A 15,132-nucleotide genomic window follows, 5' to 3' on the forward strand; every position below is an offset into this window, starting at 1 on the left:
GCACAAACGGGGTTTTTAATAACTGGCCGATTCTATAATGCCCCATGCCGCACTTTTGCTTATTAAGTTGCCTGTTCCATAAAACCGCGTGAAGGTCGGCATCATCGGCTCCGGCGACGTGGGCAAAAAGCTGGGCGACGGCTTTGTGGCACTTGGACATTCGGTGAAGATAGGCACGCGCGACGTGAACAAGCTCGCCGAGTGGGCGTCGAAACACGGTACCCACGCGTCGGCAGGCAGCTTTGCAGATGCAGCCAGGTTCGGCGACATTATCGTCATAGCTACGTCGTGGGCCGGGACCACAAGCGCACTTGAGATGGCAGATCCACAGAACATGGCCGGCAAGGTCGTAATCGATGTTACCAATCCTCTTGACTTTTCTACTATGCCGCCCACCCTTGCAATAGGCCGCACCGACTCTGCCGGCGAGACTGTGCAGCGCTTGTTGCCGGCGGCAAGGGTGGTCAAGGCGTTCAACATAGTGGGCAACCCGCACATGTACAAGCCCAGCTTTTCGGAGGGCAGGCCCACGATGTTCATCTGCGGCAACGACGACTCGGCAAAAAAGATGGTCACAGACATCCTCACTGCGTTTGGCTGGGAGAGCGTCGACATCGGCGGCATCGAAGGCTCGAGGTTGTTAGAGCCTTTGGCGATGCTGTGGATAACCTACTACTTCCGCACCAACACGGGCAACCACGCGTTCAAGCTACTGCGCAAGTAACCATAGGTTCATATTCAATGTCCGAACACGCAAGCGTGTAACACTTGGAGATTTACCGCTATACTTTCTACAAGAGCCCCAACATCGGGATTTTTGTCAGGGCAAACGACAGCGTGATGCTGATGCCGCATGGCTTTGCCGAGACCAAGAGCGACAAGCTCGCTGAATACCTGCAGGTCCGGCCGGTTCCCACGTCCATAGCCACCACCAGGCTCATAGGGCCGATGTCGGTGATGAACAACAACGGCATCCTGCTCCCGTCGCTGGCCGATGAGGAGGAGGTGAGCTGGCTCAAGCAGAGCACCGGCCTCAACGTTGAAAAGCTTGCAAGCAGGTTCACGGCGGTAGGCAATCTCATTGCGGCAAACGATAACGGCGCGCTGGTCTCGCCTCTTTTGAAAGAAGTCGAGGGGCAGATCCAAGACGTTTTAGGCGTGCCTGCGCACAATATGGGTGTGGGCGGCTTTGTGCAGACCGGTGCTGTGGTGGTGGCAACCAACGCTGGAGCCGGCGTCCACCCAAAAGCAAGCGAGGATGAGGTGAACGTGGTGGCAGAGGCATTGCAGGTGCCAGCAGAGCCCCTGACGATAAACGGCGGCGTCCCCTTCCTGACGTCAGGCATCGTGGCAAACACAAGGGCGTTAGTCGCGGGAAGCCTTACAAGCGGCCCAGAGCTTATCATGCTCAGCAGGATCTTCCAGGCGTAATGTTTGCTATCGAAATTCTATGCGTTGGAAACGAGCTCCTCGCCGGTATTACGCTCAACACCAACGCGCACTGGCTTGCCGCGCAGATAGCGAAAGCAGGCGGCACCGTTGGCAGGATCACAGTCGTGAGAGACAACCTCGGCGCTATATCGTCGGCCGTACAAGAGTCGCTTGCAAGAAAGCCTGACATTCTCGTTATAACGGGTGGGCTCGGGGCCACCTACGACGACATGACGCTTGAAGGCGTCGCCAAGGCGGTTGGAAGAAAAGTGGTCATCGACGAGCGGGCGGTGCAGATGCTGAAAAACAGCTATGCCCGGAGAAACTTGCACTACAGGATAAACAAAGTCCCCTTAAAGATGGCGACGATCCCGGAGGGCTCAACGCCGATTGAAAACCCGGTGGGAAGCGCCCCGTCAGTCGTGATTGACGGAAAGATATTCTGCCTGCCCGGCGTTCCGGGCGAGATGAAGGCCGTGTTTACTGATCATATACTGCCGCTTGTCAAGGAAGGCGTCGGCGGGTTTGTCGCCAAGGAAGTGAACTACTCCGTCAGGGGCGTGTCCGAGGCCATGATAGCGCCGGCGCTCGCAAAAATAGTGAGGGCAAACCCGGACCACGCGGTGTATTTGAAGACGCACCCCAAAGGATATTATAAGAAGATGATGCCGCAGATACGAGTCCAGCTTATTTGCATGGGCGACGACGCAAAAAAAGTGAAAAAGCGGCTTGATAAAATCTCGGCACAGCTGCTCAAAGAGATAAAGAGGCTGGGCGGCAGGCTGTCATGATACGATATATTCTGGCAGGCATCGGCGCAGGGGCGACAAGCGCCTTTTACCTTTATTTCACCTATCACCCACTTTTAATACACGGCGCAATCCACGCGGCGATTTTCGCCGCAGGGATAATCGCGATGCTCATAACAGGAACGCTTACTGCAAAAAAGGCCGGCGCTTATATCGCGGGCGCTCTGCCCGTCCACCTTGCCATCCACTTTCTCGTGATAGGCGACCTTCAGCGTATTGGCGTGAGCCAGCTCTTGAACTTCTCGTCCTCGCCGTGAACCGCTGCCTCAAAGAGCGTCTTTAGCTGCTTTGTCACCGCGCCGGGCCTGCCGCCGTCTCTGCCTACGTTGCGGTTGTCGATTTCGCCGACCGGCTTTATCTCTGCAGCAGTGCCAGTGAGGAACACCTCGTCGGCAAAATACAGTTCGTCGCGCGCGATGTCACGCTCGATGCACCTGATGCCGTTTGCCTGCGCGATTGCGATGACGCTGTCCCTGGTTATACCGCCGAGCGCGCCGACAGAAGTCGGCGGCGTCGCAAGAGCACCGTCCTTTACAATAAAGATGTTCTCTGCAGACGCTTCGACTACCATGCCGGCAGAGTTTAGCATTATTGCCTCGTCGAAGCCCGCCTTTATCGCCTCCACCCGGGCAAGAGCAGAGTTGGCATAGTTCGCAGTCGCCTTGGCGTGCATCGGCATCGACCGCGGGTCGAGCCTTGCCCATGACGAGGTCATGAGGCGCGCGCCCTTTTCCTCGCCCGAGCCCTTGATGTACTCGTCCCACTTCCACGCGGCGATTGCGACTGAAACCTTGTTCGGCATCGGGTTGACGCCCATTTTGCCGTAGCCGTAGAACGCAATCGGCCTGACGTAGCACTCCTCCATGCCGTTTGCGCGGACCGTTTCGATTGCCGCCTGCTCCAGCTGCTGGCGGGAAAAACCCAGGTCCATAAAGTAGGCCTTACCGCTGTCTATAAGGCGCTGCATGTGGTCCTGCAACCGGAAGATCATGCTGCCATTTACGGTCTTGTAGCAGCGTATGCCCTCGAACACGCCTGTGCCGTAGTGCAGCCCGTGCGTCAAGACATGTATGGTGGCGTTATCGTAATCGACCAGCGAGCCGTTGAACCAGATCTTGCCCTCGGTCATTTCCTGGCTCCGTGTATCTTGTTCCTTGTCATGTGTATGGCCTTGACGGCCTCTGCGACGCTTGTGCCCTTGTCCTCGAGCACTATCAGTATCCGCGAGGTCTCTTCCTGCGCGTCAAGGTTGAGGATGTTTATATCGTGCTCGCTCACCGTGCTCGAAGCGGTCGAGGCTATCTTGGGCACGCGCCACATCTCGTCGCCAATGAGCGTCACCACTGCCCTGCCGTACACCACCTCCGTCTTTGGATAGTAGGCGCGGAAGTGGCGTTCCTGCCTCCTGACATAGTCGGCGTCAAGGAACAGCAACCGCGTCATCTCCGTGTCGTCCTTGACGTAGGGCGACAGCTTGACAAAGTCATGATACTGCTTATCGCGCTCCAAATTTGCTATCAGGTGGGATGCTGACAGGGTCTCCATCCTGACAATCGCGCAGTTCTTTTTGCCGGTCACCATCTTGATGGGGTTGACCCTGTCGTCGGCCGGCGGCGTGCGCTTTATCACAGTCAGGCTGCCTGGCTCTGTCATGTTGGTGATGGCAATGGGTATATCGAGCCCGTTGTCGTCTATCTCTTTGATTGCAATGGGGTCGAGGATCTTCATGCCAAACATGCCGGCTATCCTTGCCTCGTTGTACGAGAGGTAAGGCACAAAGTCGAGGCCTTCCTTCACTATCTTGGGATCGGCGCTCAAGACAGCGCTGTCCTTTTCAAACGATATTTTTGTTTCATATTTGTCGTTCAGGATTATTGCTATGTCTGCCGCGGTCCTGTCTGAGCCGCCCCGCTCGTACGTCGTTTCAAGGTTGTCGACCGTCCTGCCGATAAAGCCGCCCATACTGACGACGTCGTTGCTTTCAATGAGCTCCACAAGGTGGGCCGCCGCCTGCCGCGACTCGCCTACCATAAAATTGGCAGCTTCAAAGTTGTCGTCCGTTATTATCGGCCAGTGCTCTATTGGCACGTGTGCCGCCTTTATCCCGTGGGCGCGCATCACGTAGCCCATCAGGTAGCACATAGTCACCTCGCCGCTATACGCAAGCGTGCGGGAGCGTATGACGTCGACAAAGCGCTTGTTCTCTGCAGCGCCCTTTAATGATATGATGACCTGGCGATAGAACTTATTCAGCTGGTCCAAGAATTCTTTTTTCTGATCGTCCTTGAGGTGCTCTGCCGCGATGCGCTCGTAGACCTCCCTGAGCACTTCTATCTCGATGGGGTTTGACAAGGCATAGTTTTTGCCCACCCTTATTGCTACGTCTGTCATAGAGCTAACCTTGCCCTCGTGCTCTATCAGAGGCGCAGAGAATACGGCGACCACCTTTGACTCCATCTGCATCTGTTTTATCCTCTCAATGACCTTAGGGATCATTACGCCGTCGACTCCCAGGGTGCTACCGCCGAACTTGGCAACAGTTATGGAGGTCAAGTAAGGGCTAGAGCGCGCTGTTCCCTATATTAAATAATGGTCATTTGCTTGCAGAGACGTACAAGACATTCGCATCGGGTGCGGCGGCAGCGTGACACACATCGGCTTCATGATATGCCGCTGTACGAACTGCGGCCACGAGGAAAAGCCTGAAGATGTCATGTGAGTCAGGCGTTGAATTTCAAGACAATGTCCGCTGCTTTTTGCGCGCCCGACACATCGGCCTTTTCGCTGCGGCGGCTAATCTTTTCTTCAATCAGCGACTCGAGCTTAAAGATGTCGTCGTATTTGTAGCCGAGACGTGCAGCGCCCTCTTCCTGCTCGAAATGATCCTTGATCGGGATGAATATTCCCGGTGTGCCGTACGCCATCGACTCGTCCATCGTTGACCGGCCTGCAAGCGATATTACAAGATCTGCAGCGTAAATGAGCTCGTGCAGGTTTTCCACAAAGCCAAGGTTGCGGTAATCCGGCGAATCAGGCAATTTCAGCGACGGACCGGGCACAACGACTAGATCAGCATCCAGTTTTTCTTTCAGTTTCTTGTACGCCTCAACTGTTTTGTCGATCAGGTGACGGCCAACATCGGTGCCCCCCACGCTCACGACAATTGTTCTTTTGGTGAGATTGAACCGCCGCCGGAGCGTGTCGCGGTCCGCGCTCACGTCGCGTACTATCGACCCTACGTATCGCAGGTTGCCTCGGTCGTCGCCCGCATCAGGGATTATCACGTAGTCGCACTTGTCCATCATGTCGCGCATAGACCTGTTCATCTTTTTCTCCACAAGCGACGCCGCGCCTTTCGTGAAATGCGTCTCCAGGATGTCTGTGAGAAGAACGCGCTTTCTGCCCATTTCTTCCGCTATGGATATGGAGGCAAAGTCCTCGTCGCTGATTACAAGCCCGGCATTTTCTTTGATGATGCCCTTTGCTATTTCTTTGCATCTCTTGTAGTACGAGTAGTACGACATCAGCCACCGGAAGGACTGCTGAAGCTGCCCGTTTTCCACGCTAAATCTTTGCGGTTTGTAAAGGTCGAGGCAGCGGTAGCCGCTCTTCTCAATAAGCGCCGGCGCGCCCTCGCCGGAGATGAACAGCAAGTCGCTTTTTGGCACTGCAAGCTTGTCCGCTATTGCGATGTCACGCGTCGCGTGCCCCAGGCCTATCGGGCTTGTGAAAAAAAGCGTCAAAGGGCAATCAGCTTGACGTGGTCCATCTTCTTGTTCGTCTGGAACTTTTTGGTCATGTTCTTGATTTCTGATGCGTCGCCCCGGAGGAAGAAGATCTCCAGGCACCTGCCGCCGTCTATCTTGTTGTGTATGTGGGTGCCAATCAGCCTGTCGTAGTCGTGCTCCATCTGCACCACCTGGTCATCTGACTTTTCGTCGTGGACCGCAAGCAATATTGCATACAAACTTCCTGAAAGGTTCTGCCGGCCCTTCTCCTCTGCCAGCAAAGTCCTGATGCCGGCCCTGACTATCTCGGACCTTCCGGAGAACCCTAAAGCCTTTTGCATCTTGTCAAGCTCGCTCACTATCTCGTCGTTGAGGGATATACTGACTATGGGCATCGTGCTGCTTTGTTATTAACTGACTTATAAACACATCATATTTTTTATTAACGAAGGTATATATTGTTAATAACCCCTAGAGGCTGTGTGAGGCAGAGCAGGGTTGCGCTTGTGGCAATTGCGGTCGCCATACCGCTTGGGATGCTTGCAACGGTTTACACCGGGGGCAGGCCGGCAGGCACGATCGCAGCAGAGCACAAGGTGCAGGTCGTGGCGTCGTTCTACCCGCTATACGACTTTTCCTCTCACGTCGCGGGGGGCAGGGCCGACGTGACGTCGCTTGTGCCGCCCGGCATAGAGCCGCACGACTGGGAGCCCACGCTTGGCGACGTGACCAGAGTTAGGTCAGCGGACATGCTGGTGATAAACGGCGCCGGCTTTGAAGCATGGGTAGATAGCATCGGCGCCAAAAAAATAGTCAATACGACCGAGGAGATAGAGCTGGAAGAGTATGAAGAGAAGGAAGGTGATGGGCACGGTCATGGAGTAGTCAACCCGCACATATGGCTTGACCCGGTGCTTGCAAAACACCAGGTTGAGGCGATACGGGCGGCCCTTGCGCAGGCCGATCCTGACAACGCGGACTATTACAGCGAAAATGCTGCCAGCTACACTGCAGAACTTGACTCGCTTGATGCGTTAATAAGATCCGAGCTGTCCAGCTGCGACAAGTCGGAGTTTATAGCGTTCCACGACGCGTTCGGGCACTTTGCGGAAAGGTACGGCCTCAAGCAGCACGCAATACACGGCGTCTCTCCGGAGGGCGAGATACTGCCACAGCGCCTGCAGCAGGTGATCGAGCTTGCAAGGTCGCTTGGGATAAGCGTCATCTATTCCGAAGATCTGGTGGACAGCAGGCTCGCGGAAGTGGTTGCCGGCGAGATCCCCGGCGGCAGAGTTTTAGTATTGAGCCCGATTGAAGGTATCAGCAGCAATGAGAGGGCGGCAGGAATAGGCTACATCGAAAAGATGATGGAAAACGTCGCAAACCTCAAGGAGGGGCTGGGATGCGCGTAGTAGAGCTTGAAAACGTGTCGTTCTATTACGGCAGTACTCTCGTTCTTGACAACATCACATTTGCAGTCGAGCGGGGCGACTTGCTTGGTATGATAGGCCCTAACGGCGCCGGCAAGACCACGCTCTTTTCCTGCATGCTGGGGCTTCTTGGCGGCTACAGGGGAACCATCAGGATGTTTGGCGAGGACATCCGGAAAAATGGCAGGTTGTTCCAGAAGGTAGGCTACGTCCCCCAGAGAAAGACCATCGAGCAGAACTTTCCGGCGACAGTCGAGGAAATAGTCTCGCTTGGCATAACGAAAACGCTCGGGGAGAAGATCGAGGGCGAGCGCATAGCTTCTGCGCTTGACATAGTCGGGCTCCTCGATGTCAGGGACAAGCGCGTCGGAGAACTGTCAGGGGGCCAGCAGCAGCGCGTATTAATAGCAAAGGCCATCGTGGACGAACCGGAGCTCCTGATACTGGACGAGCCGGCGACCGGCATCGACCTTGAGACACAGAATCGCTTTTACGCCCTTCTGAGAAGGCTGAATCAGGAGCAAAAGATAACGATGATCTGGTCATCGCACGACCTTGACGCCGTAAGCAAGCTGGCAAGCAGGGTCGCGTGCATCAACCGCAGCATGTTCTTCCACGGCCACACCCACGAGTTCTTTGAAAACCCGGACCTTCTCAAGGCATATTCGGAGGCAAGCATGCAGGCACACATGCACCTGCACGACCACCAGTAGGTTACAGAGATGGTCCTGGAAATACTCGAGTTTGGATTCATGCAACGCGCGCTCGTCGCCGGCGTCGCGGTCGCCATAACGACATCTGTAATAGGTCTATTTCTGGTCCTCAGGAAAAACTCGCTTTTTGGCGACGCGCTATCGCACGTCGCGTTCGGTGGCATCGCAGTCGGCCTCGTCGCCGGCATCTATCCACTTTGGACCGGCCTCGGACTTGCAGTAATGGGGGCGCTCGGCATCACAAAGCTCAGGCAGTCGACCAAGATACCGGCGGACGCGACGGTCGCCATACTGCTGTCGTCCGGGCTTGCGCTTGGTATACTACTCGTAAGCGCGTCGGGCGGCTTTACGCTCGACCTGTTCAGCTTTCTGTTTGGAAGCATTCTGCTTGTAAGTGTCACGGACACGCTTGCCATACTTGCTATGGCCGGCGTGATACTATCGATTGTCATCGTTCTGTACAAAAAACTTGTCTACATTACGTTTGACGAGGAGCAGGCAAGAGTCAGCGGACTTGACATAACGCGCCTAAACTACCTCTTCGTGGTGCTTGCAAGTGTGGCTGCCGTGGTGTCGATGAGGCTGGTGGGCATATTGCTCGTGTCGTCGCTCATAGTCATACCAAATGTAACGGCGTTGCTATTTGGAAAAGGGTTCAAAAAGACCGCGCTCATCTCCGTTGCAGTCTCTGTATTTTCAGTGATAACAGGCATCGCCGTGTCATACGCGTTCAACCTTGCCCCCGCCGGGACCATAGTGTTGGTGCAGGTGGCCGTGTTTATTGCGGCTCTCGTCGCGCGGCACTCGCCAAAACAAGTCGAGGAAATAAAGGCCTAAAAGCCGAAATCTCCGCCAAAGTCGCCACCGAAATCTCCGCCGCCGTCTTCCATGCCGCTTGCCCCTCCATCGGCACCTGCATCCCCTCCTGCGCCGTCTTCTCCTGCCGCAGCGCTTTCAGCCGGCGTCATGGCCGCGCCCATGAGCGACATCATTGACATGAAGAACATGGCGTTCATTATGCCTGAAAACAGCATAAACGGCAGCCACATCCTGTCCGACTGCATTGAATTCTGCAATTGCAACATCTGGCCGTTTGAGTGCCACTGCTGGAACTGCTGGAACTTTTTCTCCAGCTCCTGCTTCTTCGCCAACAGTATGCGCGTGCCTGTCTCTGTTATCTGGAAATCCTCCTTTTGGTTGCCAAGAAAGCCCTTCTTTACAACTATGGTGATGAGGTGCTGCGCGGCAAGGTCGTTTATCACCTTGTCCACGACTGCCTTGTCGAGTTTTGTCTCCTTGACTATCTTGCCAAATGATTTCATGCCCCTTGAGATTGCGTCGAGCACCATGAAGTGGTCCGGGCTCTCGTTTACCGATGACACGGTATTATTTCCACTGAAATAGGATTTAAATCATTTCCTAGATTCATGGTAGTGCAGGGCACGGTATAGCGCCACTATCGACGCTGCGTTCAGTATCTTGCCCTTCAGCAGCATCGCCTTTACCTTTTCAATCGAAACAAACTCTAGCTTGATTTTTTCCATCCTGCCCAGCTTCTGCCTGCCCGTCTTTTCGATGCCGTAGGCGGCAAACACGTTGCCGGTCTGGGCAAACATTGAGTAGTCAAGCGTGTACGAGGCGATGTGAACCATTTTCATTGCCCTGTAGCCCGTCTCCTCTTCCAGCTCGCGAACGGCCGCCTGCCTTGCAGTCTCGCCCCTGTCAATATATCCCGAGGGCACCTCCACCTGCCACGAGTCCACGAGATGCCGGTAGCTCTTTATGCTCAATATCCTGCCGTCTGATGAAAACGGCACTATTGTGCAATAGTCGGGGCGCCTTGCGCGGATGTAGACCTTGTCCTTTCCCGCAAGGTCAAGCACGTCCTCATGCACTTGCAGGTAATAATGGTCGTACACCTTTTTTGACGATTTTACCTTCCAGCCGGCTGGCGCGTTTTTCACGTGGTTGTGCAAGGCTATTCCAAATTAAAAGATCTCGTCCCTATCCTTCCTGATGCCGCCAAGCCCCGTCTTGACCTTTGTGGCGCACTCGAGGCAAACTCCCGGCGAGAAGGGAAAGTCCCTGGTGCACTTTTTACACACCGGTTTGCCGCAGTCGGAGCAGTCAAGCGACGCCGTCCTCATGTTGCAGATGTAACACAGGGTCATGCTATTGTTACGTCAAAGTTGCGTAAAAGATTAGCGATACCGTTAAATCTGCAGGCGCGGGCAAATCTGCAGATGCAAGCCGGAAGGCCGGGGCACATTTTCGCCTGCACCAGCAAGACAGAGCGCGAGTGCTTTGACCGCATGTTGTTTGCTGCGGGAAGGCTGTACGGCGACCGCGTCCTTGCCGTGAAAAAGGGCGACCCGCTCTTCTTGCTGAACCTTGACGCTGACGTTATCCATGGCGCGTTTGCGGCCAGGTCCGACGGCAAAAAGGACATAGAGCCGCGAGCCTGGGGCGGCAGGTACCCGTACCAGGTTAGTGTTGCAAAGAACGGTTCTGTGCATTCCGCAAAAAACGCAAAAAAGATGCTTGCAAAAATGGGGCTTTCTTGGCGCAACGAGCTTCCGCCGGAGGCCGCAACCGCGCTCTTGTCATACATCAAAAACCCTAATGGCAAAGTCGCGTCGTTCAAAAAACAGGAGGAAAAGCCCAGTTTCGAGTCGACGACGCTGTGGGACTACCCCCGGCAGAGCTATGGCAAGACTCCCAAGGGCGATAACAAGTACGCTGGAGTCACGCCTGCGTTTGCGATATACAATATGGTCTGGCGCTACACCGAGCCCGGCGACCTTGTGCTGGACCCGATGGCAGGAAGCGGCACGACCCTAGACGTATGCAAGGAAGAGGGCAGAAAATGTATGGCGTTTGACATCGCGCCGCCAAGGCAGGACGTAAAGCAGAACGACGCGCGCGCGATACCGCTGGCAGACGAGAGCGTCGACATGGTTTTCATCGATTCTCCGTACGGTGACAACATTGACTACAACGACCACCCCGGTAACATCGGCACCCTTTCTGCCGAGTCCGAGGAATTCTACGACGAGCTAGAGAAAGTCATGGCAGAATGCAAACGCGTCATGAAGCCTGGCAAGGCCATCGGCTGGGTTATAGGCGACCAGTGGGTCAAGAAAAAGTTTACGCCTGTCGGCTTTATGGTGTACGAGCGGCTTGCCCGGCACTTTGAGCCGGTCGATGTCATCTGCCTTGCCAGGCGCGGCCAGAGCTCCAACACTAACATATGGCGTTCCCGGGCGCTGCGCTTCAACTTTTACCTCAGGGGCTTCAAGTACCTTTTCATAATGAGAAAGCCTGATGGTTCGGTTCCGGCATCGCGAAAAAATGTCAGCTGGACCCAGTACCGGAGATAGGCATGCAGTGCAAGCCGGTGTACACGCTCTGCTTAATGGCTGAACGGTTGTCACTATTAGATTCATGACCGCACATGTTCTACATACTACCTGCGCGGGTTTGACAAGCCCGTGACGATGTAGTTGACAGAGTCGCCAATGTAGCACGCGTGGTCTGCTATCCTTTCAAGGTAGCGTAGTATCAAGAGCGTAGAGACGTAGCAGCGCGGGTCGCCTATCATGTCATTAGAGCCTTTTTTTGTGCTGGGCGTTATTGCTTCGCGCAGGTATTTTCTGTACAGAGCATCGACCGTGTCGTCCATCTGGTATAGCTTTTGCGCGGCCTCCTTGTCCCTTGACTTGAGCGCCTGCACGCTTTCGTGGATCATCTTCGTGGCTGTCTGTGCCATCTCAAGCACGGCGCTTTTGTCGCAGTGCGAGATGGAAACCATGACGCCCATCACGTCGGCGATGTCGTACGCGTAGCGGCCAAAACGTGAAAAGCCGTAGGAAATCTCGATGCAGGACCTTATGAAGCGCAGGTCTGTGGCGACAGGCTGGTACCGCGCGATGAGTTCGACGGCAAGGTCGGTCACCTCGTCCTGCAGAACGCGCAACTGCTCTGACCATTCGAACACCTGGTTCTTGTCGCCTGCGCCCTTTTCGTAAAGCTCTATCGCCGTTTCCACGGAGCGCACGGAGAGCTCGGCCATCTTCATTATCAGGTTGCTAAGGCTCCCGAGGCCGTAGTCCATGAGGCGAACCATTTCTACAGACCTACATGATGCCGCGCTTTTGTGCTTTTCTAGCCGGCTAACCGAACTTGCCCGAGATGTAGCGCTCGGTCAGCTCTTTCTCTGGATTCTCGAATATCTGCTTGGTTGGTCCGTACTCCACAAGCTCACCCAGATACATGAAGGCAGTGTGGTCGGACACGCGGGCCGCCTGCTGCATGTTGTGCGTCACTATTATTATGGTCAGATCCTTCTTCAAATCGTTCATCAGCTCTTCTATCTTGGCAGACGCAATGGGGTCGAGTGCCGATGTCGGCTCGTCCATCAGGAGGATCTCAGGCTGCATCGCAAGCGCCCTGGCTATGCATAGGCGCTGCTGCTGACCGCCGGAAAGACTTATGCCGGGTTTAGCAAGCTCATCCTTTACCTCGTCCCACAGCGCCGCGCCCCTCAGGCTCTCTTCAACCACTTCATTGATGAGATTCTTGTCCTTTATGCCGTTAAGTTTTAGCCCTGCCGCGACATTGTTGTAGATGCTCATTGTCGGAAAGGGATTTGGCTTCTGAAAGACCATCCCCATCCTTCTTTTGATGAGGACAGGGTCGACGCTCTTGTCATAAATGTCAATGTTGTCCAAAAAGACGCTTCCTTGCACAGATGCGCCCGCGGTCATCTCGTTCATGCGATTGAGGCAGCGGATAAGAGTTGTCTTGCCACACCCTGATGGCCCTATGAGCGCAGTGACTGTGTTTTCCTTGACATCAAAGCTGATGTCCTTCAAGGCCTGCTTCGTGCCAAACCATGAACGCAGGTTCTTGACCGAGACCTTGTAGTTGCGCGTGTCAGTATCACTGCCTGCAAGCTTATAATCAATACTCATGCCGCGGGCAAACTCCTCGCTGGTCACTTATTCATCTGCTCCGCTTTGAATAATTAATATTTGCCTATATAGATCTGGTAGTGGAATATAGACGCGGTCACCACTCATTTCCGCATCCTGGTTAGAAGGCTGCCGAGTTGTCTAAAGTCGAATTTCTTTTCCAGGACCAAATACCGCAGGGCTATGCTGAGTGACAGAACCATCAGTATCAGTACGAGTGCGCCTCCCCATGCAAACTCGTGCGAAGCCTCGTATGGCTGCGAGGACAGCCTCCAGATCCTTAGAGGCAGCGCGTCGACAGGCCCGAAGAACCCTTGAAAGAACAGGCTGGTGCCAAGTATAGTCATGATGAGGGGCGCGGTTTCGCCGGCAATCCTGGCCACGCCAAGGACTACGCCCGTGATGACCCCGTTCTTGGCGCTTGTCAGGGTGATGAACATCGTGACCTTCCACTTTGGGATTCCAAGCGAGTGGCCGGCCTCCCGCACCGAGGTTGGAACAAGCTTCATGGTTTGTTCTGTTACGCTCAGAACGATGGGGATCATTATTATCGACAAGGCTACGGCTCCGGCCGTCACGTTGAACGAGCCGACTGTTAGAACCAGAATAATGTAACCTACTATGCCTACGACTATCGAGGGCAGGCCAGTCATGACATTGTTAAAGAATCTGACAAAGTAGGGGAACTTGCCCCCGCCAGCATATTCTGATAGATAGATGCCGCCAAGCACGCCGACTGGCACCGCTATCAGCGATGCAAAGGCTACCACTATCAGCGTACCCTGTATGGCGGGCCCGATACCCCCGTCCCCCCTCACTATGGAGCCTTGTGGTTGTGTCAGGAATTCAGCGCTGAGAGCTGGGACGCCATTCTTGACCACTTCGAGCAAGATGCTGCCAAGTGGGATGAGTGCAATGAGTACACAGCCTACCGTCGCCCAGGTGACTACCCTATCTGTAAGCTTTCGCCGGGCGTTTGTCCGCAGAACTGCATCCTGCACTATTTGTTTGCGCTCCGCTGCCCTGCTCATTCTTTTGCCCCCGGTACTACCTTTACCATCCTTGACACCAGGAACTGTGCGCCGACATTGATCGCCATTGTTAGTATGAACAGCGTAACTCCAAGCGCGATTAGTGCCGAGATGTGGAAGTTGGTGACTGCTTCATTGAACTCGTTAGCTATTACGCTTGACAGAGTTTGGCTCGGGGAAAACAGCGTGTCCGGTATAGCATTGGCGCCTACCGCGTTGCCGATGACCATAGTGACGAGCATCGTCTCGCCGACGGCCCGCCCAAGGCCCAGTATAGCCGCTCCAAGAAGGCCGGCCTTGGCGTACGGGAACACAAACTTCCATACAGTTTCCCATCTTGTGGCGCCCAAGCTGTATGCCGCCTCCCTCTGCGAGTTGGGTACAGCCTTTAGTATTTCGCGCGAAATCGAGGAGATTATTGGGATTGTCATTATCGCAAGCACTATACCTGCCGTGAAAACATCAAGCCCGAACGGCGTCTTGGCAAAGAACGGCAGCGAGCCCCCAAAGGCCTCGTACAGCGGCCTTTCGATGAAGTCCAGTATCCAGAATCTGAACACGAAAAGTGCCCACAGCCCGTAAACGATGCTTGGGATGGCAGCAAGCACCTCCACGATGTACGCCACCGGGCCCCCAAACTTGGGCGGGGCAATCTCTGAGACAAACACAGCTATGCCCAAGCTTACCGGGACGCCTATGCCCATGGCAATGCCTGCGCTTACGAGCGTACCCACCACATAGGGAAGCGCGCCATACGATTCCCTTCCTTCGACCGCGTTCCAGTCGGTCATTCCAAAGAACGCAAAGCCTTCTTTTCCAAACGCGTCAATCGAGCCCTCGCCGATAGAAAACGCAACGAGAGCAAGCATCAAAAGAGAATAGCCGGCCGCGCCAAGAACGACCCACCGGAAGATGACGTCGCCCCTGCGCTTCCCACGCAGAAAAAACGACGAAAGCATCTGTTTGCGCTCCTCTTCCGATTGCGTTGGTTCCGGTCGTGTCATTTTTCCAAAGCCC

At 54.9% G+C, this 15,132-nt stretch carries 19 protein-coding genes; 8 read left to right on the forward strand and 11 right to left on the reverse strand.

All coding sequences use genetic code 11. The features are described from left to right. Window positions 1-88: 88 nt before the first annotated feature. From VGA14_RS03405 to VGA14_RS03420, 4 genes are read left to right on the forward strand one after another with little or no spacing between them, the layout of a single operon-like run. Window positions 89-724 (forward strand): NADPH-dependent F420 reductase, encoded by a 636-nt coding sequence (locus VGA14_RS03405; protein WP_331002341.1) that lies wholly within the window; start codon window positions 89-91, stop codon window positions 722-724. 44 nt (window positions 725-768) lie between these two features. Further along, the gene (locus tag VGA14_RS03410) at window positions 769-1,431 is read left to right on the forward strand and encodes a translation initiation factor IF-6 (RefSeq protein WP_331002342.1); all 663 of its coding nucleotides are present in this window, start codon (window positions 769-771) and stop codon (window positions 1,429-1,431) included. Next, a complete protein-coding gene (locus tag VGA14_RS03415) occupies window positions 1,431-2,222 on the forward strand; it encodes a competence/damage-inducible protein A (protein ID WP_331002343.1) in 792 nt (263 codons plus the stop codon). Before VGA14_RS03410 ends, VGA14_RS03415 begins: the two co-directional genes overlap by 1 nt. Continuing rightward, window positions 2,219-2,497: a hypothetical protein gene (locus tag VGA14_RS03420; RefSeq protein WP_331002344.1), complete on the forward strand. Its 279-nt coding sequence runs from the start codon at window positions 2,219-2,221 to the stop codon at window positions 2,495-2,497. The genes VGA14_RS03415 and VGA14_RS03420 overlap by 4 nt, the downstream gene beginning before the upstream one ends. On the opposite strand, the gene VGA14_RS03425 is transcribed toward VGA14_RS03420, so the two are convergent. From VGA14_RS03425 to VGA14_RS03440, 4 genes are all read right to left on the reverse strand, one after another. Beyond that, window positions 2,449-3,369 (reverse strand): branched-chain amino acid transaminase, encoded by a 921-nt coding sequence (locus VGA14_RS03425; protein ID WP_331002345.1) that lies wholly within the window; start codon window positions 3,367-3,369, stop codon window positions 2,449-2,451. The two genes, VGA14_RS03420 and VGA14_RS03425, sit on opposite strands and share 49 nt — an antisense overlap. After that, window positions 3,366-4,793 carry an aspartate kinase gene (locus VGA14_RS03430; RefSeq protein WP_331002346.1) on the reverse strand — a complete coding sequence of 476 codons (1,428 nt, stop codon included), beginning with the start codon at window positions 4,791-4,793 and terminating at the stop codon, window positions 3,366-3,368. The genes VGA14_RS03425 and VGA14_RS03430 overlap by 4 nt, the downstream gene beginning before the upstream one ends. A gap of 167 nt (window positions 4,794-4,960) precedes the next feature. Further along, window positions 4,961-5,983 carry a glycosyltransferase gene (locus tag VGA14_RS03435; protein WP_331002347.1) on the reverse strand — a complete coding sequence of 341 codons (1,023 nt, stop codon included), beginning with the start codon at window positions 5,981-5,983 and terminating at the stop codon, window positions 4,961-4,963. Continuing rightward, complete coding sequence (locus tag VGA14_RS03440; RefSeq protein WP_331002348.1) at window positions 5,980-6,363, reverse strand: CopG family ribbon-helix-helix protein; 384 nt, start codon at window positions 6,361-6,363, stop codon at window positions 5,980-5,982. The genes VGA14_RS03435 and VGA14_RS03440 overlap by 4 nt, the downstream gene beginning before the upstream one ends. A gap of 87 nt (window positions 6,364-6,450) precedes the next feature. On the opposite strand from VGA14_RS03440, the gene VGA14_RS03445 reads away from it, so the two are divergent. From VGA14_RS03445 to VGA14_RS03455, 3 genes are read left to right on the forward strand one after another with little or no spacing between them, the layout of a single operon-like run. After that, on the forward strand, window positions 6,451-7,380 hold the full coding sequence (locus VGA14_RS03445; protein ID WP_331002349.1) for a metal ABC transporter solute-binding protein, Zn/Mn family: 930 nt from the start codon (window positions 6,451-6,453) through the stop codon (window positions 7,378-7,380). Beyond that, a complete protein-coding gene (locus VGA14_RS03450; protein WP_331002350.1) occupies window positions 7,371-8,111 on the forward strand; it encodes a metal ABC transporter ATP-binding protein in 741 nt (246 codons plus the stop codon). Before VGA14_RS03445 ends, VGA14_RS03450 begins: the two co-directional genes overlap by 10 nt. A 9-nt stretch (window positions 8,112-8,120) precedes the next feature. Continuing rightward, complete coding sequence (locus VGA14_RS03455) at window positions 8,121-8,948, forward strand: metal ABC transporter permease (RefSeq protein ID WP_331002351.1); 828 nt, start codon at window positions 8,121-8,123, stop codon at window positions 8,946-8,948. On the opposite strand, the gene VGA14_RS03460 is transcribed toward VGA14_RS03455, so the two are convergent. From VGA14_RS03460 to VGA14_RS03470, 3 genes are read right to left on the reverse strand one after another with little or no spacing between them, the layout of a single operon-like run. Beyond that, window positions 8,945-9,493 (reverse strand): MarR family transcriptional regulator, encoded by a 549-nt coding sequence (locus VGA14_RS03460; RefSeq protein ID WP_331002352.1) that lies wholly within the window; start codon window positions 9,491-9,493, stop codon window positions 8,945-8,947. The two genes, VGA14_RS03455 and VGA14_RS03460, sit on opposite strands and share 4 nt — an antisense overlap. A 30-nt stretch (window positions 9,494-9,523) precedes the next feature. Continuing rightward, window positions 9,524-10,075 (reverse strand): NUDIX hydrolase, encoded by a 552-nt coding sequence (locus VGA14_RS03465; RefSeq protein ID WP_331002353.1) that lies wholly within the window; start codon window positions 10,073-10,075, stop codon window positions 9,524-9,526. 24 nt (window positions 10,076-10,099) lie between these two features. Next, a complete protein-coding gene (locus VGA14_RS03470) occupies window positions 10,100-10,282 on the reverse strand; it encodes a hypothetical protein (RefSeq protein WP_331002354.1) in 183 nt (60 codons plus the stop codon). A gap of 72 nt (window positions 10,283-10,354) precedes the next feature. Between VGA14_RS03470 and VGA14_RS03475 the strand changes: the two genes are divergently transcribed. After that, window positions 10,355-11,491: a DNA methyltransferase gene (locus tag VGA14_RS03475; RefSeq protein WP_331002355.1), complete on the forward strand. Its 1,137-nt coding sequence runs from the start codon at window positions 10,355-10,357 to the stop codon at window positions 11,489-11,491. An 86-nt stretch (window positions 11,492-11,577) separates the two neighbouring features. Here VGA14_RS03475 and VGA14_RS03480 read toward each other — a convergent pair whose 3' ends face one another. From VGA14_RS03480 to pstC, 4 genes are all read right to left on the reverse strand, one after another. After that, on the reverse strand, window positions 11,578-12,237 hold the full coding sequence (locus VGA14_RS03480) for a phosphate signaling complex PhoU family protein (RefSeq protein ID WP_331002356.1): 660 nt from the start codon (window positions 12,235-12,237) through the stop codon (window positions 11,578-11,580). Between the two features lie 46 nt (window positions 12,238-12,283). Further along, on the reverse strand, window positions 12,284-13,084 hold the full coding sequence (gene pstB, locus VGA14_RS03485; RefSeq protein WP_349257133.1) for a phosphate ABC transporter ATP-binding protein PstB: 801 nt from the start codon (window positions 13,082-13,084) through the stop codon (window positions 12,284-12,286). 104 nt (window positions 13,085-13,188) lie between these two features. Beyond that, entirely contained in the window at window positions 13,189-14,115 is a 927-nt protein-coding gene (pstA, locus tag VGA14_RS03490; protein ID WP_331002358.1) for a phosphate ABC transporter permease PstA, read from the reverse strand. After that, complete coding sequence (gene pstC, locus VGA14_RS03495) at window positions 14,112-15,074, reverse strand: phosphate ABC transporter permease subunit PstC (protein ID WP_331002359.1); 963 nt, start codon at window positions 15,072-15,074, stop codon at window positions 14,112-14,114. The genes pstA and pstC overlap by 4 nt, the downstream gene beginning before the upstream one ends. Between the last annotated feature and the right edge of the window lie 58 nt (window positions 15,075-15,132).

It is taken from the genome of Nitrososphaera sp. (assembly GCF_036397675.1).
Taxonomy (GTDB): Archaea; Thermoproteota; Nitrososphaeria; order Nitrososphaerales; family Nitrososphaeraceae; genus Nitrososphaera.

Bases quoted from the DNA above. Each gene is read 5' to 3' on its own strand.
- VGA14_RS03420 (WP_331002344.1), top strand. From the start codon at position 2,219: ATGATACGATATATTCTGGCAGGCATCGGCGCAGGGGCGACAAGCGCC.
- VGA14_RS03450 (WP_331002350.1), top strand. From the start codon at position 7,371: ATGCGCGTAGTAGAGCTTGAAAACGTGTCGTTCTATTACGGCAGTACT.
- VGA14_RS03470 (WP_331002354.1), bottom strand. From the start codon at position 10,282: ATGACCCTGTGTTACATCTGCAACATGAGGACGGCGTCGCTTGACTGC.
- VGA14_RS03480 (WP_331002356.1), bottom strand. From the start codon at position 12,237: ATGGTTCGCCTCATGGACTACGGCCTCGGGAGCCTTAGCAACCTGATA.
- pstC (WP_331002359.1), bottom strand. From the start codon at position 15,074: ATGCTTTCGTCGTTTTTTCTGCGTGGGAAGCGCAGGGGCGACGTCATC.
- VGA14_RS03440 (WP_331002348.1), bottom strand. From the start codon at position 6,363: ATGCCCATAGTCAGTATATCCCTCAACGACGAGATAGTGAGCGAGCTT.
- pstB (WP_349257133.1), bottom strand. From the start codon at position 13,084: ATGAGTATTGATTATAAGCTTGCAGGCAGTGATACTGACACGCGCAAC.
- VGA14_RS03425 (WP_331002345.1), bottom strand. From the start codon at position 3,369: ATGACCGAGGGCAAGATCTGGTTCAACGGCTCGCTGGTCGATTACGAT.
- VGA14_RS03455 (WP_331002351.1), top strand. From the start codon at position 8,121: ATGGTCCTGGAAATACTCGAGTTTGGATTCATGCAACGCGCGCTCGTC.
- VGA14_RS03415 (WP_331002343.1), top strand. From the start codon at position 1,431: ATGTTTGCTATCGAAATTCTATGCGTTGGAAACGAGCTCCTCGCCGGT.
- VGA14_RS03475 (WP_331002355.1), top strand. From the start codon at position 10,355: ATGCAAGCCGGAAGGCCGGGGCACATTTTCGCCTGCACCAGCAAGACA.
- pstA (WP_331002358.1), bottom strand. From the start codon at position 14,115: ATGAGCAGGGCAGCGGAGCGCAAACAAATAGTGCAGGATGCAGTTCTG.